Annotated in this window: 26 protein-coding genes; 9 read left to right on the top strand and 17 right to left on the bottom strand. The window is 66.6% G+C overall.

Annotated features, from left to right (window positions below):
* The first annotated feature begins 2 nt into the window (after window positions 1-2).
* The 5 genes from EPN51_RS27075 to EPN51_RS27055 are packed head-to-tail and all read left to right on the top strand — an operon-like array spanning window position 3 to window position 6,263.
* Complete coding sequence (locus tag EPN51_RS27075; protein ID WP_293049024.1) at window positions 3-839, top strand: mycofactocin-coupled SDR family oxidoreductase; 837 nt, start codon at window positions 3-5, stop codon at window positions 837-839.
* A 32-nt stretch (window positions 840-871) separates the two neighbouring features.
* Window positions 872-1,840 (top strand): enoyl-CoA hydratase/isomerase family protein, encoded by a 969-nt coding sequence (locus EPN51_RS27070; protein ID WP_293048953.1) that lies wholly within the window; start codon window positions 872-874, stop codon window positions 1,838-1,840.
* Between the two features lie 19 nt (window positions 1,841-1,859).
* Window positions 1,860-4,226, top strand: a complete 2,367-nt coding sequence (locus EPN51_RS27065) for a CoA transferase (protein WP_293048952.1) — start codon at window positions 1,860-1,862, stop codon at window positions 4,224-4,226.
* A complete protein-coding gene (locus EPN51_RS27060) occupies window positions 4,223-4,984 on the top strand; it encodes an SDR family NAD(P)-dependent oxidoreductase (RefSeq protein ID WP_293048951.1) in 762 nt (253 codons plus the stop codon). The genes EPN51_RS27065 and EPN51_RS27060 overlap by 4 nt, the downstream gene beginning before the upstream one ends.
* 19 nt (window positions 4,985-5,003) lie before the next feature.
* On the top strand, window positions 5,004-6,263 hold the full coding sequence (locus tag EPN51_RS27055; protein WP_293049023.1) for a hypothetical protein: 1,260 nt from the start codon (window positions 5,004-5,006) through the stop codon (window positions 6,261-6,263).
* 2 nt (window positions 6,264-6,265) lie between these two features.
* Here EPN51_RS27055 and EPN51_RS27050 read toward each other — a convergent pair whose 3' ends face one another.
* From EPN51_RS27050 to EPN51_RS27020, 7 genes are all read right to left on the bottom strand, one after another.
* Window positions 6,266-7,642, bottom strand: coding sequence for an HNH endonuclease signature motif containing protein (locus EPN51_RS27050; RefSeq protein ID WP_293049022.1), 1,377 nt, complete (start codon window positions 7,640-7,642; stop codon window positions 6,266-6,268).
* A gap of 133 nt (window positions 7,643-7,775) precedes the next feature.
* Window positions 7,776-8,888: a M24 family metallopeptidase gene (locus EPN51_RS27045; protein ID WP_293048950.1), complete on the bottom strand. Its 1,113-nt coding sequence runs from the start codon at window positions 8,886-8,888 to the stop codon at window positions 7,776-7,778.
* Window positions 8,878-10,113, bottom strand: coding sequence for a Xaa-Pro peptidase family protein (locus EPN51_RS27040; protein ID WP_293048949.1), 1,236 nt, complete (start codon window positions 10,111-10,113; stop codon window positions 8,878-8,880). The genes EPN51_RS27045 and EPN51_RS27040 overlap by 11 nt, the downstream gene beginning before the upstream one ends.
* 2 nt (window positions 10,114-10,115) lie before the next feature.
* Entirely contained in the window at window positions 10,116-11,282 is a 1,167-nt protein-coding gene (locus EPN51_RS27035) for an amidohydrolase family protein (RefSeq protein ID WP_293048948.1), read from the bottom strand.
* A gap of 40 nt (window positions 11,283-11,322) precedes the next feature.
* Window positions 11,323-12,270: an SDR family oxidoreductase gene (locus tag EPN51_RS27030; RefSeq protein ID WP_293048947.1), complete on the bottom strand. Its 948-nt coding sequence runs from the start codon at window positions 12,268-12,270 to the stop codon at window positions 11,323-11,325.
* The gene (locus EPN51_RS27025; RefSeq protein WP_293048946.1) at window positions 12,264-13,487 is read right to left on the bottom strand and encodes a cytochrome P450; all 1,224 of its coding nucleotides are present in this window, start codon (window positions 13,485-13,487) and stop codon (window positions 12,264-12,266) included. Before EPN51_RS27025 ends, EPN51_RS27030 begins: the two co-directional genes overlap by 7 nt.
* On the bottom strand, window positions 13,484-14,206 hold the full coding sequence (locus tag EPN51_RS27020; RefSeq protein ID WP_293048945.1) for a TetR family transcriptional regulator: 723 nt from the start codon (window positions 14,204-14,206) through the stop codon (window positions 13,484-13,486). The genes EPN51_RS27025 and EPN51_RS27020 overlap by 4 nt, the downstream gene beginning before the upstream one ends.
* A 136-nt stretch (window positions 14,207-14,342) precedes the next feature.
* Here EPN51_RS27020 and EPN51_RS27015 point away from each other — a divergent pair, with 136 nt between their 5' ends.
* Complete coding sequence (locus EPN51_RS27015) at window positions 14,343-14,819, top strand: nitroreductase family deazaflavin-dependent oxidoreductase (protein ID WP_293048944.1); 477 nt, start codon at window positions 14,343-14,345, stop codon at window positions 14,817-14,819.
* A 28-nt stretch (window positions 14,820-14,847) separates the two neighbouring features.
* Here EPN51_RS27015 and EPN51_RS27010 read toward each other — a convergent pair whose 3' ends face one another.
* From EPN51_RS27010 to EPN51_RS26995, 4 genes are all read right to left on the bottom strand, one after another.
* Window positions 14,848-15,465, bottom strand: a complete 618-nt coding sequence (locus EPN51_RS27010) for a hypothetical protein (RefSeq protein ID WP_293048943.1) — start codon at window positions 15,463-15,465, stop codon at window positions 14,848-14,850.
* A gap of 153 nt (window positions 15,466-15,618) precedes the next feature.
* Window positions 15,619-16,077, bottom strand: coding sequence for a DUF2231 domain-containing protein (locus EPN51_RS27005; protein ID WP_293048942.1), 459 nt, complete (start codon window positions 16,075-16,077; stop codon window positions 15,619-15,621).
* 30 nt (window positions 16,078-16,107) lie between these two features.
* Window positions 16,108-16,746 (bottom strand): hypothetical protein, encoded by a 639-nt coding sequence (locus EPN51_RS27000; RefSeq protein WP_293048941.1) that lies wholly within the window; start codon window positions 16,744-16,746, stop codon window positions 16,108-16,110.
* Window positions 16,747-16,862: 116 nt separating this feature from the next.
* A complete protein-coding gene (locus tag EPN51_RS26995; RefSeq protein WP_293048940.1) occupies window positions 16,863-17,672 on the bottom strand; it encodes a SigB/SigF/SigG family RNA polymerase sigma factor in 810 nt (269 codons plus the stop codon).
* An 822-nt stretch (window positions 17,673-18,494) separates the two neighbouring features.
* Between EPN51_RS26995 and EPN51_RS26990 the strand changes: the two genes are divergently transcribed.
* A complete protein-coding gene (locus tag EPN51_RS26990) occupies window positions 18,495-19,388 on the top strand; it encodes an SDR family NAD(P)-dependent oxidoreductase (RefSeq protein ID WP_293048939.1) in 894 nt (297 codons plus the stop codon).
* A 54-nt stretch (window positions 19,389-19,442) separates the two neighbouring features.
* Here the strand turns inward: EPN51_RS26990 and EPN51_RS26985 are convergent, their stop codons facing one another.
* Together EPN51_RS26985 and EPN51_RS26980 are read right to left on the bottom strand one after the other, a co-directional pair.
* The gene (locus tag EPN51_RS26985) at window positions 19,443-19,910 is read right to left on the bottom strand and encodes a hypothetical protein (protein ID WP_293048938.1); all 468 of its coding nucleotides are present in this window, start codon (window positions 19,908-19,910) and stop codon (window positions 19,443-19,445) included.
* Between the two features lie 177 nt (window positions 19,911-20,087).
* Window positions 20,088-20,759: a TetR family transcriptional regulator gene (locus EPN51_RS26980; RefSeq protein WP_293048937.1), complete on the bottom strand. Its 672-nt coding sequence runs from the start codon at window positions 20,757-20,759 to the stop codon at window positions 20,088-20,090.
* 168 nt (window positions 20,760-20,927) lie between these two features.
* Here EPN51_RS26980 and EPN51_RS26975 point away from each other — a divergent pair, with 168 nt between their 5' ends.
* Entirely contained in the window at window positions 20,928-22,694 is a 1,767-nt protein-coding gene (locus EPN51_RS26975; protein WP_293048936.1) for an amidohydrolase family protein, read from the top strand.
* A gap of 43 nt (window positions 22,695-22,737) precedes the next feature.
* Here the strand turns inward: EPN51_RS26975 and EPN51_RS26970 are convergent, their stop codons facing one another.
* Window positions 22,738-23,337 (bottom strand): TetR/AcrR family transcriptional regulator, encoded by a 600-nt coding sequence (locus tag EPN51_RS26970; RefSeq protein WP_293048935.1) that lies wholly within the window; start codon window positions 23,335-23,337, stop codon window positions 22,738-22,740.
* 120 nt (window positions 23,338-23,457) lie between these two features.
* On the opposite strand from EPN51_RS26970, the gene EPN51_RS26965 reads away from it, so the two are divergent.
* Window positions 23,458-24,003, top strand: coding sequence for a class I SAM-dependent methyltransferase (locus EPN51_RS26965; protein WP_293048934.1), 546 nt, complete (start codon window positions 23,458-23,460; stop codon window positions 24,001-24,003).
* Window positions 24,004-24,021: 18 nt separating this feature from the next.
* Here the strand turns inward: EPN51_RS26965 and EPN51_RS26960 are convergent, their stop codons facing one another.
* From EPN51_RS26960 to scnC, 3 genes are all read right to left on the bottom strand, one after another.
* Entirely contained in the window at window positions 24,022-25,398 is a 1,377-nt protein-coding gene (locus EPN51_RS26960; RefSeq protein ID WP_293048933.1) for a DEAD/DEAH box helicase, read from the bottom strand.
* Between the two features lie 316 nt (window positions 25,399-25,714).
* Window positions 25,715-26,086, bottom strand: a complete 372-nt coding sequence (locus tag EPN51_RS26955; RefSeq protein ID WP_293048932.1) for a thiocyanate hydrolase — start codon at window positions 26,084-26,086, stop codon at window positions 25,715-25,717.
* 7 nt (window positions 26,087-26,093) lie between these two features.
* Window positions 26,094-26,798 (bottom strand): thiocyanate hydrolase subunit gamma, encoded by a 705-nt coding sequence (scnC, locus tag EPN51_RS26950; RefSeq protein WP_293048931.1) that lies wholly within the window; start codon window positions 26,796-26,798, stop codon window positions 26,094-26,096.
* Window positions 26,799-26,813 lie beyond the last annotated feature (15 nt).

Raw genomic sequence — 26,813 nt, 5'->3', positions numbered from 1 at the left:
GGGTGAATGGGCGGGTAGAAGGGAAGGTAGCTTTCATCAGCGGTGCCGCCCGCGGGCAGGGCCGCAGTCACGCCGTGCGTCTGGCGCAAGAGGGCGCCGACATCATCGCGATCGACGTCTGCGGGCCGATCGAGAACCTGGCATATCCCCACTCGACGCCGGAAGACCTCGACGAAACCGCCGATCTGGTCAAGGGTCTCGACCGCCGCATCGTGACCGCGCAGGTCGATGTCCGCGACTACGACGCGCTGAAGGCCGCCGTGGACAGCGGGGTGGAACAACTCGGGCGCCTCGATATCATCGTCGCCAACGCGGGCATCGGCACCTTCGGCAACAAGCTGCACAAGATCCGCGAGAACATCTGGCGGGACATGATCGACGTGAACCTTTCCGGCGTGTGGCACACCGTGAAAGCAGGTGTGCCACATATTATCGCCGGCGCACGCGGCGGCTCCATCGTGCTGACCGGTTCTGTCGGATCGCACAAGGCCATGGCCTACACCGGCCACTACATCGCCGCAAAACACGGCGTTTTGGGCCTGATGAGAGCCTTCGCCGTCGAACTGGGCGAACACCATATTCGGGTCAACTCGGTACACCCCAGCCAGGTCAACACGCCGATGACGATCAACGAGGTGACGTTCCGGCTGTTTCGACCCGACCTGGAAAACCCCGGGCCGGAGGATTTCGCCCCGTTCTCGCAGATGACGCACACCATGCCGGTGCCCTGGGTGGAAGCGGTTGACATCAGCAATGCCGTCCTGTTCCTCGCCTCCGATGAATCTCGTTATGTCACCGGGGTTTCGCTGCCCGTCGACGCGGGCGCACTGCTCAAATAGGCGCTAACCGAATCAACTGAAAGAAGAACACTATGCCTGAATACGACTACGAAGAGATGAAGAAGGAAGCCGAGCAGTACATCAAGTTCGAAAAGGACAAGAAGAACCGCATCGCCTACATCACCTTCGACCGTCCCGACGCGCAGAACTCCACCACGCTGGGGATGCGGCAGAACTACGCTGATCTGATCCACAAGTGCAACGTCGACGACGACGTCAAGGTCGTCGTGATCCGCGGCGAGGGCGAGGACTTCGGTAGCGGCGGGGACCTGCCCGAACAGCGCGGGATGCTGGAGAACCCGGGCATGCCGCTGCTGCACGAGCTCGCCATCAACGATGACGACGTCAAGTACCCGCCCGGTGGCTCGTACCGCTACCTGTCCACCGTCACCGACTTCTACGCCAAAGCGCGCGCCGGAAACCGTCCGCTGCAAGAACTTCGGAAGATCAGCATCATCGAGGCCAAGGGCTACTGCTACGGCTGGCACTTCTACCAGGCAGGCGACGCCGACCTGGTGATCTCCTCCGACGACGCCCTCTTCGGCCACCCGGCATTCCGCTACGTGGGCTGGGGGCCCCGGCTGTGGTGGTGGGCCGAGACGATGGGCCTGCGCAAGTTCTCCGAAATGCTTTTCACGGGAAGGCCGTTCAGTGCGAAGGAGATGTACGACTGCGGCTTCGTCAACAGCGTGGTGCCCCGTGACAAGCTGGAAGACGAGACCCTCAAGTACGCGCTGGCGTGCTCGAAGACCCGCCCGACCGACACCGTCGCCGTGCAGAAGACCTTCCTGGAGCTCTACAAGCAGCACAAGGGTGAGTACTTCGGCAGCCTGCTGACCGGCATGGTCGAGGGCATGCTGCCGATGATCGCCAATGACGCACAAGAGGTCGACCTGACCGCGGGCACCTTCGAGAAGGGCCTGAACAACGTGGTGAAGGACAACGACATGAACTTCCCGCCGGAGTGGCGGCTGAGTCGCTCCGGCCGCGCGAAGCCCTGACCGCTTTGCGAGGGTGCGCATGTCGGCGCTGACGGCCTTCAGGGTCGTCGAGCTGGCGGGGTCGGTCGCAGGGGAGTACTGCGGAAAGCTGCTGGCCGACTTCGGCGCCGAGGTGATCAAGGTCGAGGCGCCGGGGCGCGGAAGCCCGACTCGGGCCATGGCGCCCCGCCTTGCCGACGGCCCCGAAGGCAGTGCGTTGTTCGCGTACCTCAACACGAACAAGCGGTCCGTCGTTCTCGACACCACCGTGCAAGCCGATGTCGTGGATAAGCTCGTCGCCAGCGCCGACGCGGTCATCGACGACGGCGATGCGGATTGGGCGCGGAGGCACCCGAGTGTGGTGGCTTGCTCGATCACGCCGTTCGGTCTGGGAGCCCCGGCCGAATACGTGAATGCGAAGAGCATCAACGTCTTCCACGCCAGTGGCTGGGGATATCACACTCCCAGCCACCCGGACCCCACCAGGCCGCCGCTGCGGGGGCCGGGCCGGTTTCTGACCGACTACGAAGCGGGGCTGGAGGCGGCGCTGTGCGTCACAGCGGCGTTGTTCGGGCGCCTGCACACCGGCCGGGGTGAGGCCATCGACGTTTCCCAGCATGCGGTGCTGGTCTCGCGCGCCGATTGCATTCTCGGACGGCTGATCAGCGGCGAAGTCCCCGCCCCCGGCGCCCGCGACGACTACGACCAGCAGGGCCCGGCGTCGTTTTTCCCCTGCGCCGACGGCTTCGTCTACCTGTACATGACCAACCGCGCCCACTGGCTCGGCATCAAGCAGCTGATGGGTCGCCCGGTCTGGCTCGAGGACTTCGACGACGACTGGCTGGAGTTCTCGGTCACTCCGGAAAAGGTCGCCACCTTCCAGCAGGGTTTCGCGCGGTGGGTCCGCGACCTGTCCAAGGAGGCGGCGGCCGAGCAGGCCCAGCGCCTGGGCGTTCCGCTGGTGCCCGTCAACGACGCCGCCGATCTGCACCACTCGCCGCAGTACCGCCACCGCGGTTTCTTTTCCGACGTCAGCCATCCCGTGTTGGGGGATGCGTCATACCCCACGGTGCCGTACCTGCTCAGCGCATCCCCGGCCGAAATCACCTCCGCGGCTTCCGCTCTCGGCCAGCACAGCGGGTGGGTCCTGGACAGTCTCGACGCCCCGCACGCCTCGCCGGTGGCGCGGTCCGCGCAGCTGAAGCCGCCGAAGCGCCCGCGCGGCGGCCCCCTGGAAGGGGTCCGCGTCGTCGAGCTCACCAAGGTGTGGGCCGGCCCGTACACCGGTAAATTGCTGGCGCTATTGGGCGCCGAGGTGATCAAGGTCGAAACCGCGACGCAGCCCGAGGAGATGCGCGCCTACGGCGGCACCGACATCAACCACGCGCCGTTCTTTCTGAGCATCAATCCCGAGATCTTGAGCGTGGACATCGATATCAAGTCGGCCGAGGGCATGGCGCAACTGCGTGAGCTGATCGCCCGCAGCGATATCGTCATCAACAACCTGCGCCCGGGCGCGATGGAACGCCAGGGTCTGGGGTATCACCAGCTCAAAGAGATCAAACCCGACATCATCTCGGTCTCGATCAAAATGTGGGGCAACGACGGGCCGCTGGGGCATCAGACCGGCTACGCGCCGTGCTTCGCCGCGCTGGCCGGCCTGGCGCCGCTGGTCGGCTATCCCGGTGGGCCCCCGCTCGGAACCAGCATGCGCTACGGGGATTCCACGGTCGGCGCGGCGGCCGCCTACGCCGCCCTGGTGGCGCTGCTGCACCGCGAACTCAGTGGCGCGGGGCAATTCGTCGACGTATCGGCCGTCGAATCCCTGTCCTCGATGATCGGGGACTGCCTGCTCGAACACAGCCTCAGCGGGCGACGCCTCGGGCCCGACGGCAACAACCACCCCGACATGTGCCCGCACGGCTGCTATCCCTGCGCCGACGGTGCGTGGGTCAGCGTGGCCGTCGCGAACGATACCGAATGGCAACGGTTGTGCGACGCGCTCGGTGCCGCATCACTGGCGGGCGACCCCCGCTATGCCACCGTGGACGGCCGGCGCGCACACGTCGACGCGCTCGACGCCGATCTTGCGGCGCTGAGCCGCACTCTCGATGCCGAGGAGCTGGCGCGTCGCCTGCGGGCGGCGGGAGTGCCGGCCGCCAAGAGCGCCACCGCCATCGATGTGATTGGCGATCAACAACTCTGGGACCGCGAGCTGTATCGTTTCGTCTCGGATCACCGCGAGGGTCAGCGTCCGGTGCTGGGACCGTCCTGGCGGCTGGCGCGCAACCCGGCGCGGATCGCGCGCGGCGCACCCGACCTGGGCGAGGACACCGACTACGTTCTACACGAGATACTGCGCTCGCCGGCACCGGCGGCCGGATCGCAACCGACGGGCGGATCATGACGACATTGGCGCACACCGCGGCCCTGGTGACCGGCGCCAGCAGCGGCATCGGGGCGGCGACGGCCAAAGCGCTGGCCGCCGAGGGTGCTGCGGTGGGCCTCCTCGCGCGCCGCGGCGACCGGCTGGCGCAGCTGAAGGCCGAGATCGAATCCGCCGGTGGCACAGCGCTCGTCGTCCCCGCCGACGTCACCGATGCCGGCCAGGTGGCGGCCGCCGTACAGCGCACCGTCGAGGAGTTCGGGCGCCTCGACACCCTGGTGAACAACGCCGGCCTGATGCAGTCGGCGCCCGCAACCGAAGCGCGGCTGCAGGACTGGGACAACATGGTGGCCGTCAACGTGCGGGGCGTCCTCTATGCGACCCGCGCGGCGCTTCCGCACCTGATCGATGCCGCCGCCGACTCGCCACGCGGCGTGGCGGACCTGGTCACCATCAGTTCCACCGCCGGGTGGGTGGCCCGGCCCAACACCGCCGTGTATTCGCTGACCAAGTTCGGCGTGAACGCGTTCAGCGAAGGCATCCGCCAGGAGGTGCTCGGCAAGCGGGTGCGCGTCGGCGTGGTGGGGCCCGGAACGGTCGATACCGAAATCTTCAGCCACCTGGCCGAATCATCACGGGAAGCCTTCGAAAAGCAGACGTCTGGCATGGTCATGCTGCGGCCCGGGGACATCGCCGACGCGGTCCTGTTCATGGTCACCCGCGACCGACGGGTCGCGGTGAACCACATGCTGGTGCGCGCCGCCGAACAGACCTGGTAGCGGTGTGACGTCACATTGGGTGGTCGGCGATCAACACGGGTTGCCCATCCCGGCCGACCCCGCGACCTTGCTCAGTGGTGGAGCGCCGTTCCTCACCAAGGCGTTTCGGGCCTCGGGCATACTGGGCGACAACAGCGTCGCTCGCATCAGTGGCTACCGCGAGATCAACGGCGGCAGCACTGGACGCAAGGTTGCGCTGTCGGTCGAATATGACCATCCCGCACCGGATCTGCACGCCGATCTGTTCGTCAAGTTCTCCCGCGATCTCGACAATCCGGTGCGAGACCGGGGCAAGACCCAGATGGAACCCGAAGTCCGCTTCGCCTTACTGTCACGCGCCCCCGAATTCCCCATCGAGGTGCCCAGCCCGCAATTCGCCGACTACCACCGCCCGACCGGAACCGGAATACTGATCACCGAGCGAATCAACTTCGGCGGCAACGGGATCGAGCGCCAACATCACAAGTGCCTCGACTACGAGATGCCCCAACCGCTAGAGCACTACCGCGCGCTGCTGACCGCGCTGGCGCGCCTGGCCGGCACGCATCGCTCCGGCCGGCTGCCGGCAGAACTGACCGCGCCCTTTCCCGTGGACGTGCAGGCCGCGACGGTGGGGGAGCGAGCGCCGCTGTCCACGGAGAAGCTGGAACGGCGGGTGAACCAACTAGCCGAATTCGCGCAAACCCATCCCGGGCTGCTGCCGGCGGCTGCCGGCTCACCGGAGTTCATCGCACGCCTGCGCGCCGAGGTGCCACGATTCGCGCACCACGAGCACGCGGTCGCACGCCAACTGGCCGACGACGCCGACTATGTCGCGCTGTGCCACTGGAACGCCAACATCGATAACGCGTGGTTCTGGCGAGACGGTGGCGGCGCCTTGTGTTGCGGCCTGATGGACTGGGGATGCGTCAGCCAGATGAACCTGGGCATGGCCCTATGGGGAGCGATGTCCGGTGCCGAAACCGATATGTGGGACACCCATCTCGACGAACTGCTGCACCTGTTCGTCTCGGAATTCGAGGGCTGCGGCGGACCCCACCTCGATACAGAGCGGTTGCGCCGGCACATGCTGCTGTATGCGGCCGCGATGGGGGTCACCTGGCTGTTGGACGTACCGGCCTTGATCCGCAAGCGATTCGACGCCGTGCCGCGCACCCGCAAGGATCCGCGCATCAGGGACGACGAAAGCGTGCGCGCGCCCCTGCAGATGCTGTCGAACCTGCTGAATGTGTGGGAACGGCATCGCATCGGGGAACTTCTCGAAGGCGTGCTGCCTTAGCGTCAAACGGGGTCGTCGTCTTCGTCGTGGTTCAGGAATCGTTCGGGGTGGTGGTAGGCGTTGGTGCGTGGTTGTCCGCGCTCGAGGTGGGCCGGTGGTCGCCATTCGGTGTCGCCGCGGGTGTTTTTGCGGGTGGTCCAGGCGCCGGGGGTCAGCATGCGGTGATGTGGGCCGCAGGCGAAGGTGAGGTCGTTGATGTCGGTGGTGTGGCAGGTGGCGTAGTCGGTGGTGTGGTGGACTTCGCAGTAGTAGCCCTTGACGTCGCAGCCCGGGGCGGTGCACCCACGGTCTTTGGCGTACAACACAATTCGCTGTCCGGGGGAGGCCAGGCGTTTGGTGTGGTAGAGCGCGAGGGCTTTGCCTTTGTCGAAGATCGCCAGATAATGGTGCGCGTGGCGGCCCAGGCGGATCACGTCGCTCATCGGCACGATGGTGCCCCCACCGGTCAGGCCGTGTCCGGCGGCGGCCTCCAAGTCGGCCAGTGTGGTAGTCACGATGATGGCGGCCGGTAGCCCGTTGTGCTGGCCGAGCTCTCCGGAGGCCAGCAGGGCGCGCAGCGCAGCGAGCAGGGCGTCGTGGTTGCGTTGGGCGCCCGAGCGGGTGTCGCGGTCGATGGCGTCTTGGCTGGGTGCACCGTCCACACACGGGGTCTGGTCGTGGGGGTTGCACATGCCCGGGGCGCCGAGTTTGGCCTGCACGGCTTCAAGGGTGGCGCGCAGCTCTGGGGTGATCACACCGCGCAGCTGTGACATGCCGTCGGGTTGCTGGTTGCCCAGGGTCAGGCCGCGTTGGCGGGCGCGGTCCTCGTCGGTGTAGGTGCCGTCGGGGTTGAGGCAGTCCTGCAGGGTGTGGGCCAGGCCGTTGAGTTCTTCGGGGCGGTAGTGGCTGGCGTGGGCGGCCAGGTCGGCTTCGACGCGCTCGCGGGTGGCCGCGTCGATCCAGCCGGGCAGGCGGCGGGAGAAGCCGCGGATGACGGCGACGTGCCCAGCACCCAGCGTGCCCTCGCGTTGGGCGGCGGCGGTGGCCGCCAACACCGGCGGCAGGGGTTCGCCGGTCAGGCCGTGGCGCGGCCCCAGATCGGCGGCTTCTTTGACGCGGCGGGAGGCCTCGGCGCGGCTGATCCTGAGCCGATCGGCTAGCGCGTGATCGAGCTTGCCGCCTAGTTCTTGAGTGCTGGCTTGGCGGGAGAGGTGATTGATCAACCGATGCTCAGGCACCGGCAGCCGCCGACGCACCCTTTCGGTGCGCTCCAACAGTGCCAGCCACTCCCGCGGAGTCAACGCGTCAAAACAGAACCCTGCCACAGCGTCGATCGCATGATCGAGGGCATCGAAGGCCGCGCCGATCTCGTCGCGATCCATGATGCCGCCCGAACCCATGCCCCAGACCCTACGAAGGCCCACCGACAAGAAGCCCCGCATTGTGACCACCGAAACCTTAGTGACACAGGGGATTTCAATATACGTTCTCGATATCCGGAACCGGCGGATTACCAGGCCGAAGCCGCCTCGGCTAAGTCCACACCGGGCTGGCCGTCAGCACATCGACGCCATCCTCGGTGATGTGGACGGTGTCGCGGCGGAACACCGCGCCGACACCCTGCTGCCACACGTAGCCGGTGATCGCCAACACCATGCCCGCGTCGAGTTGGTCGTGTTCGCCCGCGGCCACGAGCGTTTCGGACACGACGGGCGGGTCGAAACCCAGCCCCAGCCCGTGCGCGATCGGCATCGGCGGGATTGGCTCGCCGGCCGCCTCATAGGCGGCCAGCAGATCTCTGGTGGGTGCGCCGGGGCGGCAGGCGGCAAGCATCCTGTCGTGCAGCGTGTTCGACCGCGCGAAGAGCGCGCGAGCGTCCGCCCCATCGCCGGCGGGCCAGGTTCGGCCGACCTCGGCGACATAGCCGTTCGCCAGCGCGCCCGCGGCGAACGCGACGAGGTCGCCCGATCGGATCTCTTGCGCAGAGGCGCGCCGCCACGGGTATTCCCGCGACGTCACCCACGCCGCGTCCTGGGTGGCCGGGGTGCTGACCCCACCGGCGGCCATCGCCTCCATCATCATCCCGGCCAGGGTCCGCTCCGGGACGCCGGGCGCCAATTCGGCCCGGGCAGTGGCGAGTCCGCGTTCGGCAACACGAAGGGCCTGATCCATCGCGGCGATTTCGTCGGGTGTCTTGATGCGCCGCGCCGCGCGTATCGCCGGCTCGGCATCGACGAGCTCGGCGTTGGGGAACGCGTCGGGCAGCAGCGCGGCGAATGTCGGTGTGATCGCGTCGGTTCCGACCCGTCGCGCCGTTCCGGCGCCGTCGACCTTCCTCAGCACGTCGATGAGCGTCATCGGGTTCCACGCCAGCCCGTAGAGGTGATCGTGGTCGATCTCCTCGGGGACGCCCTCATCGTCGGTGCTGTTGAGGTAGATGTCTCCGGTGGCACGCACCAGCACACACATCGGACCGAACGGTCGTGTCCCGGCTATCCACAGCTGCGGCGCGCCGGTGACATAACGAATGTTGGCTTGCCGCCCGAGCACCAGGATGTCGAGACCGTGCTCGTCCATCTGGGCCAGCACCCGTTCCCGGCGCCCGTACCGCAGCGACCCGGGGTCGGGCAGAACCTCAGTCGCCATAGGGGGAATAGGGGTAGTCGGTAATCGGCGCGAAGCCGTCTTCGGTGATCACCACGATCTCCTCACTGCGATAGCCCCCCGTTCCGTCCTCCCACACCACGGGTTCCAAGACCAGAACCATGCCGGGCGGAAAGACGAAGTTGTCGTCGAACTCCTCACCGAGATCCGTTCCGATCATCGGCGCCTCGGCGGGATAGGTGCCGATGCCATGTCCCAGATAGAAATGCGGCAGCCACGGTTTGCGCCCACCGTTGGCCGCGATCGCCGCGCGCGCCAAATCACCCGACGTCACACCGGCTTTGGTCACCGCCAGCACCGCGTCCAGGATGGCCCGCCACTGCCGGAACTGGTCCTGCTGTCGCGGCGTGGGCTGCTCGCCGACAATCCAGGTTCGACCGAAGTCGGAACAATATCCGTGGTAGGTGATGCTGATGTCGGTCCACAGCACGTCGCCGGCGGCCAGTTCACGGTCGGTGGGCAGCAGCGGCAGCGCGAGATCCCCATGCGTCGTCCACACTCCGGCTTCCCGCGAAGTCGGCATCACCTGCCAGATCGCCTCCAGCATGTTGGTGGTGGCGCCCAGCTCGAACGCGCGACGCACGAACGTGGCCGAGAGGTCGATCTGCCGCACACCCGGCACCAGCGCCTGCTGCACGTCCACGATGGCCTGTTCGGTGATGCGGGCCGCCCGGCGCAGACAGGACAATTCGTCGCGGGTCTTCACCAACTGCGCCGCACCGACCACCATCGCCGCATCGGTCGGCGGCCCGGCGGGGAAAAGAATGGGCGCCGCCCGTCGCATCGCCCCGGTGAGTTCGTCGACGGCGATGCTGGCTCCCGGTGGGACGATTTCGGCGAGTTCCCGCGCGAAAGCCTCGACACCGTGGTCGAATTCGAGGTAGGCGGGGCCGTGCAGATGGTCGTCGGGCACCGGTGCTTCCGCCGATGCCCCGCTGCGGAACGGCATGAACAGGTGCGGGTGCGCGTCATCTGCGAGCACGACCGCAACGGGGCGCTCCACGTGCGACAGGCCCGCGTCCAGCAGCGGCCAGCTGGCCCCCGTGGCGTAGCCGACGTAGCCGTTGAGGAGAAGGATCAGCGCGTCGACGCCGTGTTCGGCCATCGCGGCGCGCAGCCGTGCTCCGGTCTCCGCGCGCATCCGGACCCGATCCGGCTCGTCGGGGATCTCAAGCACCGAGCCGAGGGCGGTCGCCGCGTTCGTCATGCTCAGATCCCCAGGAATTTCTTGATGTTCCCGCCGACGACGCGCACGGCGTCCTCGGGGCCGACGGCGTCGACCACCGCGGACAGCGACCTCTCCGAATAGCCGAAGGTGCTTTCGTTGTGCGGGTAATCCGACGACCACATCACCTTGTCGATGCCGATCTCGTTGATCTGCCCCAGGCCCAGGGGATCCACCATGAACGAGGCGCACATGTGCGCGTCCCAGTAGTAGCGGGTGTCATGCTCGGGCTGGTGCGCCAGCATGTGCCGATAGGAGGCCAGCACGTGCTCGGCATCTTGCAGCGCCGTTGGCACCCAGGCAATTCCACCTTCGAACCAGCCGATCCGCAGCCTTGGATGCCGGTCGAGGACGCCGCCGAAGATGTACTTGGAGAACATCTCCCGGAACGAGTCGATGTTGACCATCATGGCCACCGCGACGCTGTTGACCTCGCTGGGGAACTTGGGCTGACTCTCGCCGATGTGGTGCGTGACGGGCAGGCCGGCCTCTTCGATCTCGTCCCACACCGCGCTCATTGCCGTGCTGGAGTAATCGATAGGCTGACCGTTGTCATCGTTGCCCGGGCTGATCGGCATCAGAAACGTTTTGAGCCCCAGCGATTTCAGTTCCGTGAGCGTGCGGCGGGCCCCGCGCGGATCCCACCAGTTGATCCGCCCCACTGCGTAGCAATGCCCGTCGGAGCGTGCCTGAACCTCGGCGATGTGCTCGTTGTAGACGCGGAAGATCCGTTCGCGAATTTCGTGGTCGGGATGGTGGAACAGCGCGAGCACCGCGTTGGGGAAGGCCAGCTCCTTGTCGACGCCGTCTTCGGCGAGCTCACGAACCCTCGCTTCGACGTTGTTGGTGGCCGCCCCGGCGAGATCGTCGTACTGCATGAGCACCGCGCTGAAATCACCGACCACCATCGACTGTCCCGGTGGGCCAAGCAGATACGCGCCATCCTCATACCAGATCCGTGGGGCCTGATCCTTGAGTTCGTCGGGAAAGCGCTCGTAGAAGATGTCGTCGGCCACGGAGATGTGGTTGTCAGCGGAGAACACTTCGGTGCCGGTCGGCAGGCCGGTGCGGAATTCCGCCGCGTGACCGCGGCGGTGCTTGGGTGCGCCGATCACGCCTTCGGGGTACAGGGTCCGGGCTGGGCTGGACATCATCGTCCCTTCGTTTGGCGATCACTTATCATTGTGCATCTCAGTCGGGATAGCTGACACCGGTGAGTTGCTCGGAGAGCTGCCACAGCTGGCGCATGTCGGGCTCGTTGCGTGCCGGTCGGGGGATCCCAGCGAAAGTGATTCCCCCCCTGACTGTTTCGTAGAAGCCACGCGGACCGTAGTACTTTCCGCCCTGCGCGTCCGGTGAGACCGCGGCGTAGAGGGTGGGTTTGATGCCTTCATCGATATCGAGCCACATGAACGGCAGAGCCCGCCACGTCAGGCGCGTGAGCCGCGCCGTCAAGGTCGGTGTGGTGCGGCCGTACGAGGCGCCGCTGAGCAGGTTGGTTTTGGTCAGCCCGGGGTGCGCGGCGTTGGACATCAATCCCCAATCTCCCTGGCGGCTGCGCCGGTCCAATTCGACCGCGAACATCAGCTGCGCCAGCTTGGCGACGCCATACGAGTACATGGGTTTATAGCCGCGCTCCGCGTTGACGTCGCCGAATTCGAGATTGCCCTGAGTCGCGGCGAGGCTGCTGACGCTCACCACACGCGGGGACTCCGCGGCCCGCAGCAGCCCTAGCAGGCGTCCGGTCAAGGCGAAATGACCTAAATGGTTTGTCCCGAACTGTAATTCGAAGCCGTCGCGGGTCTGCTGTCGTTGTGGGGGTGTCATGAGACCGGCGTTGTTGATCAGCATGTCGATCGGACGTCCCTCTGCGGCCAGGTCTTCGGCCAGCGCAGCCACACTGTGCAGCGACGACAGGTCCAGTTGCTTGATGGTGAGCTTGGCCTCGGGTACCTCTCGGCGGATCTCGACGATCGCCCGCTCGCCTTTCGCCCGGTCGCGGATCGCCATGACCACGTCCGAGCCCGCGGCCGCCAGCCGCCTCGTCACGCCGAACCCCAGACCGCTGTTGGCTCCGGTGACGACGGCGAATCTGCCACGCAGATCGGGAACGTGCAGCGCTAGATCAGGTTTCACCATGTCACGGGGAGCTCATAGAGACCGTAGGCCAGCGCGTCGTGTTTGAACGGAAGCTCGTTCAGCGGCACGGCGAGTCGCAGTGTCGGGACGCGGCGCAGCAGGGTGGGCAGGACGATCTGCAATTCCATGCGTGCCAGCTGCTGACCCACACACTGGTGGCGACCGTAGCCGAACCCGACATGCGGTCCCTCGTCGCGGAGCAGGTCGAGGCGGTCGGGGTTGGGGAACTGGCGGGCATCCCAGTTGGCGGGGGCGACGTCGAGGATGATGCCGTCGCCGGCCCGGATCGTCTCACCGCCGATCTCGATGTCTTCGACGGCGATTCGCCGCTGGCCGGTCTGGATGATGCTCAGGTAGCGCATCAGCTCCTCGACCGCGGTGGCAACGACTTTCGGATCGTCGGTGTCGCACAGCAGCGCCCGCTGATCGGGATGTTCGAGCAGCGCCGCGATGCTCAGGCTGATCATGTTCGCGGTGGTCTCATGACCCGCGATCAGCACGCCGACGGCCAATTGCGCTGCCTCGCGCACGCTGAGCTCTTCGGCGTTGACCCGCTCGGCGAGGTCGGACACCAAATCCTCTGACGGGCCTTGCATTTTCGTCCGGACCAGATTGGCCAGATACTTCGCCAATGCGGCGGCGCCCTGGGCGGTGTCCTCCTCCGTCGCGTAACGGCTCACGCCGCGCTGGGCGTGTGTCTGGAAGAATTCCGCGTCCTCATACGGCACGCCGAGTAGTTCGCTGATGACCAGGGAGGGGACCGCCAGCGAGAGGCCGCTGACGACGTCGCCCGGCTTCGGGCCGGCGAGCAGGGCATCGATGTGGTCATCGGTGATCTTCTGCACCGCCGGGCGCAGCGCTTCAACCCGCTTGAACGTGAAGGGCTTCGACAGCATCCGGCGAAACCGGGTGTGCTCCTCGGCATCGGAGGTGAACACCGAACGCGGGCGTTTGTGCACCGTGGCCAGCATGCCCTCGTTCCAGTGCGGATAGCCCGGCAGGCGGTCATCGACACTGGTGCGCGAATCGGTGAACAACGCCCGTATCGTGTCGTACCCGTGGATGAGCCATGGGGTGCTGCCGTCCCAGATCCGCACCCTGCTCAGCTGCTTGTCGGCGTTGAGCTCCAATACCGTCGGAGGCGGGGCGAACGGGCAACCGGGCGCCCTCGTCATCGGGAACTCCGGGATATCGGTGGCGGTGGATCCTTCGGTCATCGTGCTCCTCGGTTGTCGGCTTGCGCAGTTGTCGGTGCTGGCTGGCCGCCCGCCGCACCCACGTGCACCGGTGCGCGCCACAGACCGACGATCGCGTCGATCAGCCCTTCACCGGCGACCGGCCAGGGTGAGCGCGACCGCGGTCCGTGCTCGGCCAGCGCGCCTTCGTGCTCGGCGCAGGTGTGCATGAGCAGGTTGCGCACCATCACCATTCGCTCGGAACGCACCCGCCTGGGTAGTTCGGGGAGGCAGCGGTTGATGCCGTCGAGCGTGCGCACCAGTAACGGCGAGGCCAGCGCGTCTTTGGTGACCACATGGCGGTACGTGGGATCGGCCATGGCCTGGGCGGCGAACCTGGCATACCAGCTCGGGGTGCCCAGCGCGGAGAGATGGTCGGTCAACGGGCGCACCAACGCGCCCACCCAGTCCCGTAGCTCGGTGGAATCGCCGACGGCCGCCAACATCTGTGCGCGCAGCTCCTCGATCGGCTCGCGGTGTTTGCTTTCGATCGCGCGGAGCAGGTCGACCCTGGTCCCGAAGTGGTAGCAGGCCGCGGCGTTGTTGCCCTGCCCGGCCGCTTCGCTGATCTGCCGGTTCGACACCGCGTACATCCCGCGTTCGGCGAATAACACTTCGGCGGCCGACAAGAGCGCCTCTCGGGTGCCCGTCGACCTGTCGGAGCGAGCGATCCGCTCGGCGGTCATCGCCTCAGTGAACACCTACCGATCTGTTAAATCAAGCAGTTTATTTAGCTCAGACCGGCTGAGTAGAACGCGGTGCCCGAAACCCGGGGTTGTCAGCGGTATTTCATCGGCCTGACGCCCGGACACGACCCACGGCGAATACAGTCACCCCATGAATCCGCTGCAGCGGCTGGCCCGCAACCCGTCGGCCTACCGCGTGCTGATGCGCAGTGGGCGACCGATTGTCGAAGGCCTCGAGTCGCTGCTCCGGTTCGCGACGAGTGGGCGGCTCGGTGCGCTGGACCTCGCCGGTCTGCCGAACGTGCGGATCACGACCTCGGGCCGCAAGACGGGTCTTGCCCGTAGCGCCACGGCGCAGTACGCCCCCTTTCGCGACGGCCTACTGGTGGTCGGATCGAACTGGGGGCGAGAGCGCCACCCGTCGTGGTCGGCGAATCTCAAGGCGGCACAACGGGTTACCGTGCGCAGGCGTGGCCATCGGTTCGTGGCAACGGTGCAACTGCTCAGCGGCGCGGAGCGCGAGCAAGCGTGGGCCGCGGTGCTGGACCATTGGCCGAACTATCGGGTTGCCCAAGATCGCGCCGGCGCGCGCCGATTTCGGCTGTTTCTTTTGACGCCGATCACCTGATCGCGGTGCTGTTCGGCGCCATCGACACCTAGCCGGCGAGTGCCTTCTTGATGGCCGCATCTTGCTTTTGGCCGACGTCGGTCACGAAGTCCGGCGGCACCAGGACATCGGGCGGCCCGTCGAATTCCAGTTCGGCGAACGCCCTGCCCTCGGTGAACAGCAACACCGTCACCCCCTTGGCGCCGTCGGGTGAAGGTCCCGAAATTGTGGTGCCACCGGTGCCGATCGCGATCGGTTGGGGCACCCCGTGCACATAACCGTCGTGCGTCACCTTTGCCGATTCCAGCGCGCTGAGCGCGCCGGCGGTATCGGACATGATCTGGATGCTGTCGGTAATCACGTGGGTGCGATCGTCGTTACTGAAGGTGATGCTGGCGCCCGGTCGGCCGTTCGGGTTGTTGACCGGGGGGCTGGCCGTGAACACTTCGGGCGCATTGATATCGCTCGCCGCGATCAGCAACCGAGTGTAGTCGGACGGCTGTGCGGGCGCGGACGTCGACGCCGGGCTGTGGCCGGCCGAGGTCGAGGCGCTCGATGACGTCGCCGCGGGTGATGATGTCGAACTGTGGCTGCAGCCGATCAGCGATGCGCCCGCCACCGACATCATCAGCGGCACCGCAACGACAAGCCTCAAAGAGTTGCTCACGGCTAGGCTCCCTTCCGCCCCGGCTTCGACACCGCAAACGGTAACCCAACGCGGAGGACCACGTCGCACATTGCGCGTACTTGCCGCAGTTACTTCGGCAGCGCTTGTTGGCAGGGCGGCGCGCAACGCTGGACGGGGTTGCTTCGGAGGCTCCTAGCCGCCCCAGACCGCCTGGGCGCCGGCGTCGCCCACGCGGTGGATCTGGAGTATTGACGAGATGCCGGTCGCGAGCACCACGATCGCGACGAGCACGTGGAGCACCACGCGGCGCTTGTCGGATCGGCGCTCGATCACCCGGAGTGCGACGAGCAGGATGGCGACCACCAGCAGCGCGGCGGAGAAGTAGGTCATGAGGCCGCCCTGCGCGGCGTGTTCGCGCAAGATCGGGCTGGGGCTGGCCTGGCGGTCGTAGAGCCACGCTCCAGCGTCAATGGTGATGGGCGTCAACACCATCGTGACCGCGGCCAGGATCAGCGTGAGCCACATCAGTTGGCCGCGGCGGGCCGCCGGCCACAACCCGCACACGATCACCAGCAGGGCGGTCAGCGGCACGAGCACCACGACGAAATGCAGCAGCAGGGCGTGAGCCGGCAACCCGTTGATGACGTTCATGGCGTCCCTCGGCGGCGGTCCGTGCGGCGCCTAGCCACCGAGCCCCTTCTTGATCGCCGCGTCCTGCTTCTGGCCGACGTCGCTGACGAAATCCGGCGGGGCGAGCGTGTCGGTCGGGCCGTCGAACTGCAGGGTGGCAAGCGCCTTGCCCTCGGTGAAGAGCAGTATCACGACACCCTTACTGCGGTCGGGTGTGTTTCCCATCAGCATCGTTCCGCCACTGCCAACGTTCGACGGTTGCGTGGTCGGGTCTTTGACGACACCGCCCTGCTGGCCCTTGGCCGCGTTCAACGCGTTGGTCGCCGCATCGGGGTCCTCGTAGACCTGGATCGTGACCTTGATCGCGTGGCTGCCGTCATCGTCCGTGAAGGTCGTCGCCGCACCCGGCTGACCATTGGGATTGCTGGTGGGGGGAGCGGCGGTAAACGGAACCGGGGCGTTGATATCGCCCGCCTGGATGAGCAGCCGGGCGTAACCATCGGGCTGTGCCGGCGCCGTCGACGATGACGGCGGTGCCGCGCTGGGGCTGCCGGTGGCAGAGGTTGCCGAGGTAGCGGATCCCGTCTTCGACGTCGACGGTTGGGATTTGTTGTTGCCACAGCCGGCCACCGACACCGCCAGTGCCGTTGCCGCCGCGACGCCCGCGATCAGCGCTCGTGAAGTCCTCATCGCATCGAGCTCCCTTCCAGGTCTTCCCGGCGGCAAAGTTCGGTTCGTCGTCCGAATCGCACAGTACATTGCTCCGCGGCATGGGACGCCGCGGAGCGTACTGGGTGCCCGACGGGCTACTCGAGTTGGTCGCGCAGGCAGCGCAGCGTGTTGGCCAGGATGCGCGAGACCTGCATCTGCGATACCCCGATCCGCTCCGCAATCTGGCTCTGCGTCATCGATTCGAAGAACCGCATGCGCAAAACCTCGCGTTCGCGTGGCGGCAGGGTGGCAACCAGAGCGCGCAGCGCTTCGCGGTTGGTGATGTGCTCGATCTGTGGATCGAGGTCGCCCACCGAGTCGGCCACCGAGCGCGGCGTTCCGGAAGTATCGGTGCCGCGCGGCGCGTCCAGGGAATCGAGCCGGTACGCATCGCCGGCGACGAGGCATTCGACGATCTCCTCCCGCGGAACCTCGAGCATCTGCGATAGTTCACCGGCGGTGGGCGCGCGCCCGAGCTGCTGGGCGAGATCGGCTGTCGCCCTGCTGATCTGCACGTGCAGCTCGCGCAACCGCCGCGGGACACGCATCCCCCAGCTGTAGTCGCGGAAGTAGCGGCGGACCTCACCCATCATCGTGGGGACGGCGAACCCGATGAAGCTGGGGCCCTTCGCGGGGTCGAACCGGTTGATGGCGTTCATCAAGCCCAACCGCGCGACCTGAATCAAGTCCTCGAGACCTTCGCCCCGGCGGGCGAAGTGGCTGGCCACATGGTCGGCCAGTGGCAGGCATCGGTCCACGATGCGTTCGCGCTGGCGGCCGTACTCGTGCGATTCGGCCGGCAGCTGATGCAGCGCCAAGAACATTTCGACTACGTCGTCGTATGAATCGTCGGTTTGTCTGGCAGGTGCCCGAGCTGGACGGGTTGGGGCGATTGTATTGGTCATCGGCTGACGCACCCTGTGTTCACTCGATAAATCGTGTAAACACCTGTGCGCGAACAAGTTTGCATTGCTGACTCACTTTCCGGAGTCTATGCAGAAAGACACTGCCGGCAATCCGCACGGTCGCCTCCACTGCATGCTGATCCGCAGGACCTGTCGTTTGCCCACCACACGCGCTACCAACGGGGAGATGGCTTTCGGATCATTGATCGCCGGAGCCAGTACCGAGCGCAGTAGCCGTGAGGCTGACTGGCCGCTTTGAGCTAAACGGCGACAGGTCCAGAAACGGACTTCAGTGGCGACTATACGCCCCCTCGCATCACCCGCGATCGGTTCCGGCAGTGGGTTGGCGATGCCACTCAACTGTTTCCGCCGTCCACCAATGACATACCAGCAAGCCGCCGCTATCGGGGCCGAGCCTGCACGCTAGCGCCCCTCGTCCTTTCGACCTGCGACGTTGTGGGCTTACCCCCGACCCGAGAACCCAGGACACGGCATCATCGGCAAACAGAATCGCGGCCCGTTTCCACCTCCTCCTCATGCTGATCGCGACCAGCCTGGCGGGGCCGTCAAGGGGATGCGCTGAGATGGTCGCCGTCAGCGGGCGGTGGCTTGGCGACCGGCCCGAACACCCGGTCGAAAGGGGCTGCGCGGCGCCGCGCGGCCCGAAAATGGCTGGCATAGGTTCTCATCTCGGTACGGGCTGGGTACTGTTCGCCTAATGTTCACGGCCCAACCGATCGGCATACCGTCAGCCGATGACGAGAGATATTTGCGCGCAATGCTTTACGTGGCCCACAGCGGAAGTCCCTGCCGGAGCTCCCGGTGAGCGGAAGCGCGCAGGCCCTGCTGGAAGGGCGCGCCGTGGCGGTATCCGGCGGCAGCCGCGGCATCGGACGTGCCGTCGCTGAGCTGCTGGGCAGCTTGGGCGCCGGCGTGGTCGTCAATGGGCGGGACGGGCACGCAGTGGAGGAGACGGTGGCCGCAATCACCGCGACCGGCGGGCGCGCCACCGCGGTGGTGGGGGCCGCAGATGACGAGCGCATCGCCCAGACGCTCATCGACGAATGCGTCAGCACGTTCGGGCGGCTCGACGCGCTGATCAACTGCGCCGGAATCGCCGAGCCGCCCGCGTCGTCGATCCTGAAGATCTCCGCGGCGGAGTTTGACCGGCTGATCGGCGCCCACCTGGGCACGGTGTTTCACACGTGCCGGGCCGCCGCTCCGGTCATGGTCGCGCGGGGCCATGGAGCCATCATCAACACCAGTTCGGTGGCGTTTCTCGGTGACTACGGCGGGACCGGCTATCCGGCGGGCAAGGGCGCCGTCAACGGCCTGACGATGGCTATCGCCGCCGAACTGAAGCCCCACGGCATTCGGGCCAACGTGGTGTGTCCCGGCGCCAGGACGCGGCTGTCCACCGGTCTCGAGTACGAAAGACATATCGAAGACCTGCACCGCCGCGGGCTGCTCGACGAGATGACCATGCGGGCCTCGCTCGACAGCGCTCCGCCGGAATTCGTTGCCCCGGTCTACGCTTATCTCGTGAGCGATTTGGCGCGCGACGTGACGGGCCAGATCCTTGTTGCCGCAGGCGGTTTCGTAGGCAGTCTGGACCGCCAGACGCCGCGTGTGCTGGGTTACCGCGATCACCATGAGGCCGGGCCGTGGTCGGTCGAGGAAGTGCACAAGATGATCGGCGCCGCCCCGACGGCGTGATGAGCGGCCACCGAGCGCCGGTCCACCGGTCGACCGGATGTCGCGACCTGCCACCTAGTCCGGCTGGCCGGCTCCGCGTCGCTTGCGGGCGAACGAACTGGCGGCATGCAGCGCCCCGCGGAACGCGTAGGCGGCGGCGACCACCGACAGGATGATCAACAAAACGAACATGGGCAGCCAGCTGCTCCTGCTGTGACTCACGTTCCACCAGACGATGGTGAACAACACCGCACACAGCAGCAAGACCACGTCGCGCCAGTTGCCCTGGTAAGACAGCGCGACCCGGCGCAATGCCCGGCTGCGGTCGGCAGCGTCGACCATGTCGTCGATGCGGGCGTCGATGGTCCGCTGCAGCTCGGCACGCCGGTCGGCGGCATCCGGGGGCAATCGGTCCAGCAAGTCCATGTCCTGTTTGATCATTCCTCGATAGTCGGGGCCTTTGAACTGCCCGGCGGCGACGGCGAGCAGCACGCCCCCGAAGACGGGTGCGCTATCGAGTGCGATCTGCCCCAGACCCACCATTGCGGCTCCTTGATCGGTTGTCGTCAACATCGATCCGTCGAGGATCGCCGAACTCGGGGACCAGATCAACCGTCGGTCCGCCGCGGCGCATCGCCCACTCAGCCTCGCGGACGTATCGAGGAAAACGTATGGTCACCGTGTCAGGCACCGGCCGACTCCGGACTTCCCCGGTGCAGGTCAGGACGCTTTGGACGAGCGCCGGCGCGGTCGCCGCGGCTCGGCGGCGCCAAGGGCGTCCATCGCCCGGACCATCTGCGGGTAGGCGATCGCCGGCCCCATCCAGCGGGTGAGGTAACGCCGCAGATCGGCGCCGTTGCGGGCCGGCCGTCCCGGGTCGGCGAGGAAGGAATGCAGGACGCGCAGCGAGAATTCGTTCAGCTCGTCCAGGCCCGCTTCGTCGAAACCGTAATGCTCCCAATCGATATCGTAGCGATGCAGCATCGACCGGCCGAACGCCAAAGCGGTGTCGGAGATGATCGAAACCTTCTGACCGCCGTGGTGGCGCTGGTTGAGGACGAATTCGACCTGATTGTCGGAGGCCAGCTCCTCGACGGCGAACGCCATTCCCTCCGTGATGGCCACCACCGGGTCGGTGATGCCTTCGAGATGGGCAGCCATGCGATCGAGGAAGCCGTCGGCCGACCGCATCGCGGACGCCACCAACAACGCCTGGGTTCCGGGGAAATACCGATAGACGGTCTGCCGGGTGACTCCGAGCGCCCGCGCGACGTCGGCGATCCGCAGCGCTGAACCGCGTTCGTCGACGATCTTGTCGGCGGCGTCGAGGATGCGCTCGATCGCCTCCGCGTCGGATGCCGGCGTGTTTCCTGCCCAACCGTGACTGCGCATGATTAACGAGCGGCAAAGCCGTAGGCGGTGATCCCCACAGCCGGATCATAGCGTCCGTCGCGGTGTTGTCGTTGCTGGCTAACGATCGCGTCGTGCGCCGATAACGCGGCCAGACATTATGCCCAGTATGTATGATCACTGCGGATCCAGGACCTGGGAGGCCGACCGATGCGATACGACACCGTGATCACGAACGGGCGCTGGTTCGACGGGTCGGGAGGACCATCGGCGTTGCGAGACATCGGGGTACGCGACGGCCGCGTCGTCACCATCGCCAAGGGGCCACTCGACACCGAGGGCGCCGACGTCATCGATGCGACGGGCCAATGGGTGATCCCCGGCATCATCGATATCCACACCCACTATGACGTCGAAATCCTCTGCGCACCTGAGCTTTCCGAATCATTGCGGCACGGTGTGACGACGGTGATGCTGGGATCGTGTTCGCTGTCCACCGTTTACCTGAACAGCGTTGATGCCGGTGACATCTTCGGCCGGGTCGAGGCGATTCCCAGGCGCTATGTCATCGAGCACCTCGACGCGGCGCGGTCATGGACCAATCCCGGGGAATACGTGGCCGAACTCGAACGCCGCAATCTGGGCCCCAACCTCGCGGCCTTCATCGGTCATTCGGATCTGCGCGCCGCGACGATGGGCCTGGACCGCGCGACGCGCAAGGATGTTCGGCCGTCCGCGGCGGAACTTGCCCGGATGGAATCGATGCTGAACGACGCGCTCGACGAGGGGTTCGTCGGGATGTCGTCGCAGCAACTGCTGTTCGACAAACTCGACGGCGAGGTCTGCCGATCGCGCACGCTGCCGTCGACGTACGCCTCATCGCGCGAGCGTCGCCGCCTGAACGCGATTCTGCGGCGGCGCGACAAGATCTTGCAGTCCGGCCCGGACATCAAGAATCCACTGTCGGTGGTATCGAACTTGCTGAAGTCACTCGGATTCCGCCGGCCCCGATTGAAGACCAGCCTGTTGTCGGCGGCCGACATCAAGGCCATACCGTTCGTCATTCACGTCATGGACGGGCTCGCCCGCGTTGTCAACGCCCTCGGCGGCAACTTTCGCTGGCAGCATTTGCCGGTGCCGTTCGAGGTGTACGCCGACGGGATTTCGTTGGTGATCTTCGAGGAGTTCGGCTCCGGCGCGGCGGCGCTGCACCTACAGACCGAGGTCGAGCGCAACCAGCTCATGCGCGACGAACAGTATCGGCGCAAGTTCCGCAAGGACTACGACAGCAAATTCGGGCCCCGGGTATGGCACCGCGATTTCTTCGATGCCGAAATCGTGGCCTGCCCCGACCAGTCCGTCGTCGGTAAGTCGTTCGGTCAGGTCGGCGTGGAACGCGGCGGGCTGCATCCGGTCGATGCCTTCCTCGACTTGGTCGTCGAACACGGCGAAAAGCTGCGTTGGCGGACCACGATCTCCAACCATCGCCCCGAGGTCCTCAAAAAGATGGCGCAGAGCCCGACAATCCAGATGGGGTTCTCGGACGCGGGCGCGCATCTGCGCAACATGGCGTTCTACAACTCCGGACTGCGTTTGCTGCGGCACGCGCACGAGGCCGAGAAGTCCGGCAAGCCGTTCGTGTCGATGGAGCGGGCCGTGCACCGGCTGACCGGCGAGCTCGGGGAGTGGTACGGCATCGACGCCGGCACGCTGCGCGAAGGCGACCGGGCCGACATCGTCGTCATCGATCCCGAGAGGCTCGACGAATCGCTCGACCGCTACGCCGAGCATCCGGTCGAGTCCTACGGCGGGTTGTCGCGGATGGTGAATCGCAACGACGAGACCGTCACCGCGGTGCTGGTGTCCGGGAAACTTGCGTTCGGTGCGGGGAAGGCCGCGCCGGAGCTGGGCAAGGAACGATTTGGTCAGTTCCTGCGGGCGGGGCGCCCATCCCGAAAGCTGGCCGCTACCGGCTAGTTACGCGACGATTCGGGCGGATGTGCTTGGGGTGCGGGTGCTTTCACGCCACCGAGGCGCCCAGGATGAGGTTGACGGCTTCGTCGAGCTGTCCGGCGATCTCGGCGAAACTGACGAACCGGGCGGTCATCAGCGCGCCGGAGAAGGTCATCTGCAGCGTGGACTTCACCGCGCGCGGCCAACCCGGCCCCAACGCGGCCCCGATCCGCCTGGCCACCTCCTCACCGATCTGTTCCCGAAGCGGCTTGACGGCCGGATCGTCGGCCATCAGGGCCGCGCCGCAGGCGGCGGTCAATTCCGGCTCGTCTGCGACCATGACCGCCATGTCCCGCAGTGTGGCGCTGACCCGGGTCTTGGTCGATTCGTTGACGTCGGTGTGCAGCGGCAGGTCGCGCAGGAAGCGCAGGTACACCGCCGCGACCAGCGCGCTTTTGGACGGGAAGTAGGTGTAGGCGCTGGCCGGGGACACCCCGGCGCGGGTCGCCACGGCGCGCATCGTCAGGTTCGCGTACGACGATTCCCGTAGCTCCGCCAACCCGGCATCGAGGACTTTGCGAATCGTCTGCCCCGGACGGCGGTCCGACCGGCGGGCCGCACCCGGGCCGGTTCTGTCAGCGACGACCGGGGAAGCATCTTTGGACACTCGTCCAGTGTAGGAATATGGTCCGACGCCAACAACGCCCATTCACCGCGGTCGAATTGGTCATGCGAAGCGAATAACAGACAGCTGTCCAGAAGAAGCTCGGGTCCTAGAGTGACGCGTATGGGCGTAGCGGATCGGCATCGCTGGGACGAGCGGTATGTGGCGAAGGGACCGCCGTCGTTGGGCTCGGTTGGGCTGCCCGATGTTTTCGCGCGCCACACCGATGCGTTTCCCACCGCCGGCGCGGCTCTCGACCTGGCCTGCGGGCAGGGAATCGGCTCGGTCTGGCTGGCGTTGCGAGGCCTGCAGGTCGTCGGGTTGGACATCTCCCCGGTGGCGGTCTCCCACGCGCGGGATTTGGCCCGGCGCGCCGCGGTGGCCGACCGCTGTCGGTTCGACGTCGTCGATTTCGACGGTGGTCTGCCGGCGGGTGCACCCGCCGATGTCATCCTGTGCTGCAGGTTCCGGGACCGCCGCCTCGACCGAGCGATCATCGAACGCCTGGCGCCCGGCGGGCTGCTGGCGATCGCCGTGCTCAGCGAAGTCGGAGCGGCCCCGGGGCCGTTTCGCGCGGCGCCCGGCGAGCTGACCGCCGCATTCGCCCAACTGGACCCCGTCGCCGCCGGCGAGGGGCAGGGCCGGGCCTGGCTCCTGGCGCGAGGCTGACCCGGTCTGGATCGCGGACTATCCGCTGCTTCCTTGTGCGCGGCTGGAGCGCCGACGATCCAGCCGCCGGGTCGGTGTGGCGCCGCGGTGCGATACCGACGCCTCGGTGGGAGCGGGACTGCGCTTGGGTGACCGGCTGCCGTTCGGACGACGCCGTTGCCCGCCGGTGGTCGGTCGATGCTGCCGGGGCGCGTGCGAGGGAACGTTGACGGGTGCGGGCGCCTGGTAGGGCGCGATCTCACCGACGAGGGCTTGCACCGCCTCCGATGTCGCGGTCACCTGCTGAGGAGCGACCTTGATACCGGCCTTGCGCAGCAATGCCTGGGTGTCGTGTCGCTGCTCGGGCAGGACGACGGTGACGACGTCGCCGGCGCTACCCGCCCGCGCCGTGCGCCCGGAGCGGTGCAGGTAGGACTTGTGCTCGGCCGGCGGGTCGATGTGCACGACAAGGGCGACCTCGTCGACATGCACGCCGCGCGCGGCGATATCGGTCGCCACCAGCACCCGGGCGCCGCCCGAGGCGAACATCGCAAGGTTGCGCTCGCGGGCGGGCTGAGACAGGTTCCCGTGCAAGTCGACTGACGGAACTCCCGATTCGGTGAGCTGTTTGGCGAGTTTGCGCGCTTGATGCTTGGTGCGCATGAACAGAATCCGGCGCCCGGTGCCGGACGCCAGCCGGTGCACGACTTCCCTCTTGGCCTCCACATTGGCCACGTGGAAGACGTGATGCGTCATTTCGGACACCGGCGAGTCGGCCCCATCGACGGAGTGCAGCACCTCGTCGCGGAGAAATCGGTTGACGAGCTTGTCGACGCCGTTGTCCAGGGTCGCCGAAAACATCAGCCGCTGGCCGCCATTCGGAGTGGCGGCCAGGATCCGGGTGACGCCGGGCAGGAAGCCGAGATCGGCCATGTGATCGGCTTCGTCGATCACGGTGATCTCGATCGCCTCAAGACTGATCAAACGCTGTTTCATCAGGTCCTCGAGCCGACCGGGGCAAGCCACCACGATGTCGACGCCGGATTTCAGGGCGGCTACCTGACGGTGTTGTGAGACGCCACCGAAGATCGTGGTGACGCGCAGACCGCAGGCGCTTGCCAACGGCTCCAGCGTCGCGGTGATCTGGCTCGCCAGCTCACGGGTGGGCGCGAGCACCAAACCCGATGGCCGCGAGCGGCGGCCGCTACGTTCGGAGAGTCGGCTGACCAGCGGAATCGAGAAGGCAAGGGTCTTGCCGCTGCCCGTTTTCCCGCGGCCGAGTACGTCGCGGCCGGCCAGCGTATCGGGCAGGGTCGCAACCTGAATGGGGAATGGATCGGTAATACCGCGCTTCGTGAGCGCATCGACGATTGGTCTGCGCACGCCGAGGTCGGCAAAGGTTTTGTCGGTAGTCACTTTTCGGTGCCTTTCAGGCATCGGTCATGCCGGACCGGCAACGCGTTTGTCGCGCGCGGTTTTCGGCACAAGGTGGCGAGATTGCCGGAGGGCAAAATCGATCGCCGCGAGACAAGCTAGTGCGGGTGCACGGATCATCTGAACGTGGTGGTTGAGCCCGAATTCGGGGCGGCACCAGTGGGATGAAGAAGCGTTCCACGACGTAGTTGACATCAGGCATTGAAGCCAACGTTGCTGTGAGCATAGCGCACCCCGTGCCCCACGACGAGAAAGCGCCCGGGAACTCCGGTGTGATGTGCGCCGCAGTGAAGCTCGCTCAGGATTCCAGCCTGGCCCGCACGGCGGCCAGCCTTTCCTCGAGTTCGGATTCGTCGATGACGCCACGCGCCACGAGCGAGTGGGCCAACGCAACCAGCCGGTTCTCGGGGTAGGGCAGATCGGAGTAGACGGTCGCCGACAGCGCGTCCTCGTCGTCGCGCCGCTCGACGAAACCGAGAACATGTGCGCCGCATTGGCTTTGGTCGATGGCGTCACACATTCCGTCGAGGCTGGTTTGCCAGGGCGGCACCGGGTTGTCGACGCCGTACTTGGCCGCCATGCGGCCCCAGACCTGTTTGCGTTCAACGATTTTCGCCAGCGGCGCGACGGTGGATTCTCCGATCGGCCGCGGGGCGTGCGCGGGGCTCATCGGGGCCTCACTGCTCTACGGGGTGGACGGCGCGGCGGGTCTGTGTGACGACGTTGGTCGTCACACCCGGCTTGGGCAGCGCGACACCGATCAGACAGTCGCGGGTGACGATCTCGGCGAGTCGATCTTCCGTCCACCCCTGCGTTCCGCCGGGGCGGACAGGCATCACCATAAACCGATGCTTCTGGTTGGAGTCTTCCACCCGGATCTCGACGTCCAGCGGCAGGATCAGGCCGAACTCCGCGAGCACCTGGCGGGGCCAGCGGACGATGCGGCGGCGATAGTTGGGCGTCCGATACCACTCGGGCGAGTTGCCCAGGATCGGCCGCGGATAGCACGAGCACAGCGTGCAGACGATCACATGGTGCAGCGTCGGGGTGTCTTCAAGCACATGCAGGGCCGTGAAGTCGCTCGGCGTCCCGAACCCGGTCGGTTCCAGCCAGTCGACCCCAACCTCCTTGCTGGCGGCGAGCGGATCCGCGCGCACCAGCTCCTTGTAGCCGGGATCGAGCCAGGCCCGCGCCACCAGGCGCGCCGCGGGGGTGGGGCCGATCTGCTCGGCGAACTCGGTGAAGCGGCGATGATCCTCGGCGGTGAAAAGGCCTTTCTCGATGCACAATTCGCGAAGCGCGATCTCGAGGACTTCGAAGTCGGTGATTTCGTCCACCATGGGCGCGGCGGTGCGCTCGTGATCGTGTTCGTGAGCGGTCATGTTGAGAGTCCTTTC

This window comes from Mycobacterium sp. (assembly GCF_004298145.1).
In the GTDB taxonomy this organism is placed as follows: domain Bacteria; phylum Actinomycetota; class Actinomycetes; order Mycobacteriales; family Mycobacteriaceae; genus Mycobacterium.
The sequence above is the reverse complement of the archived record's forward strand: the minus strand, read 5'-3'. Positions and strand labels throughout refer to the sequence as shown.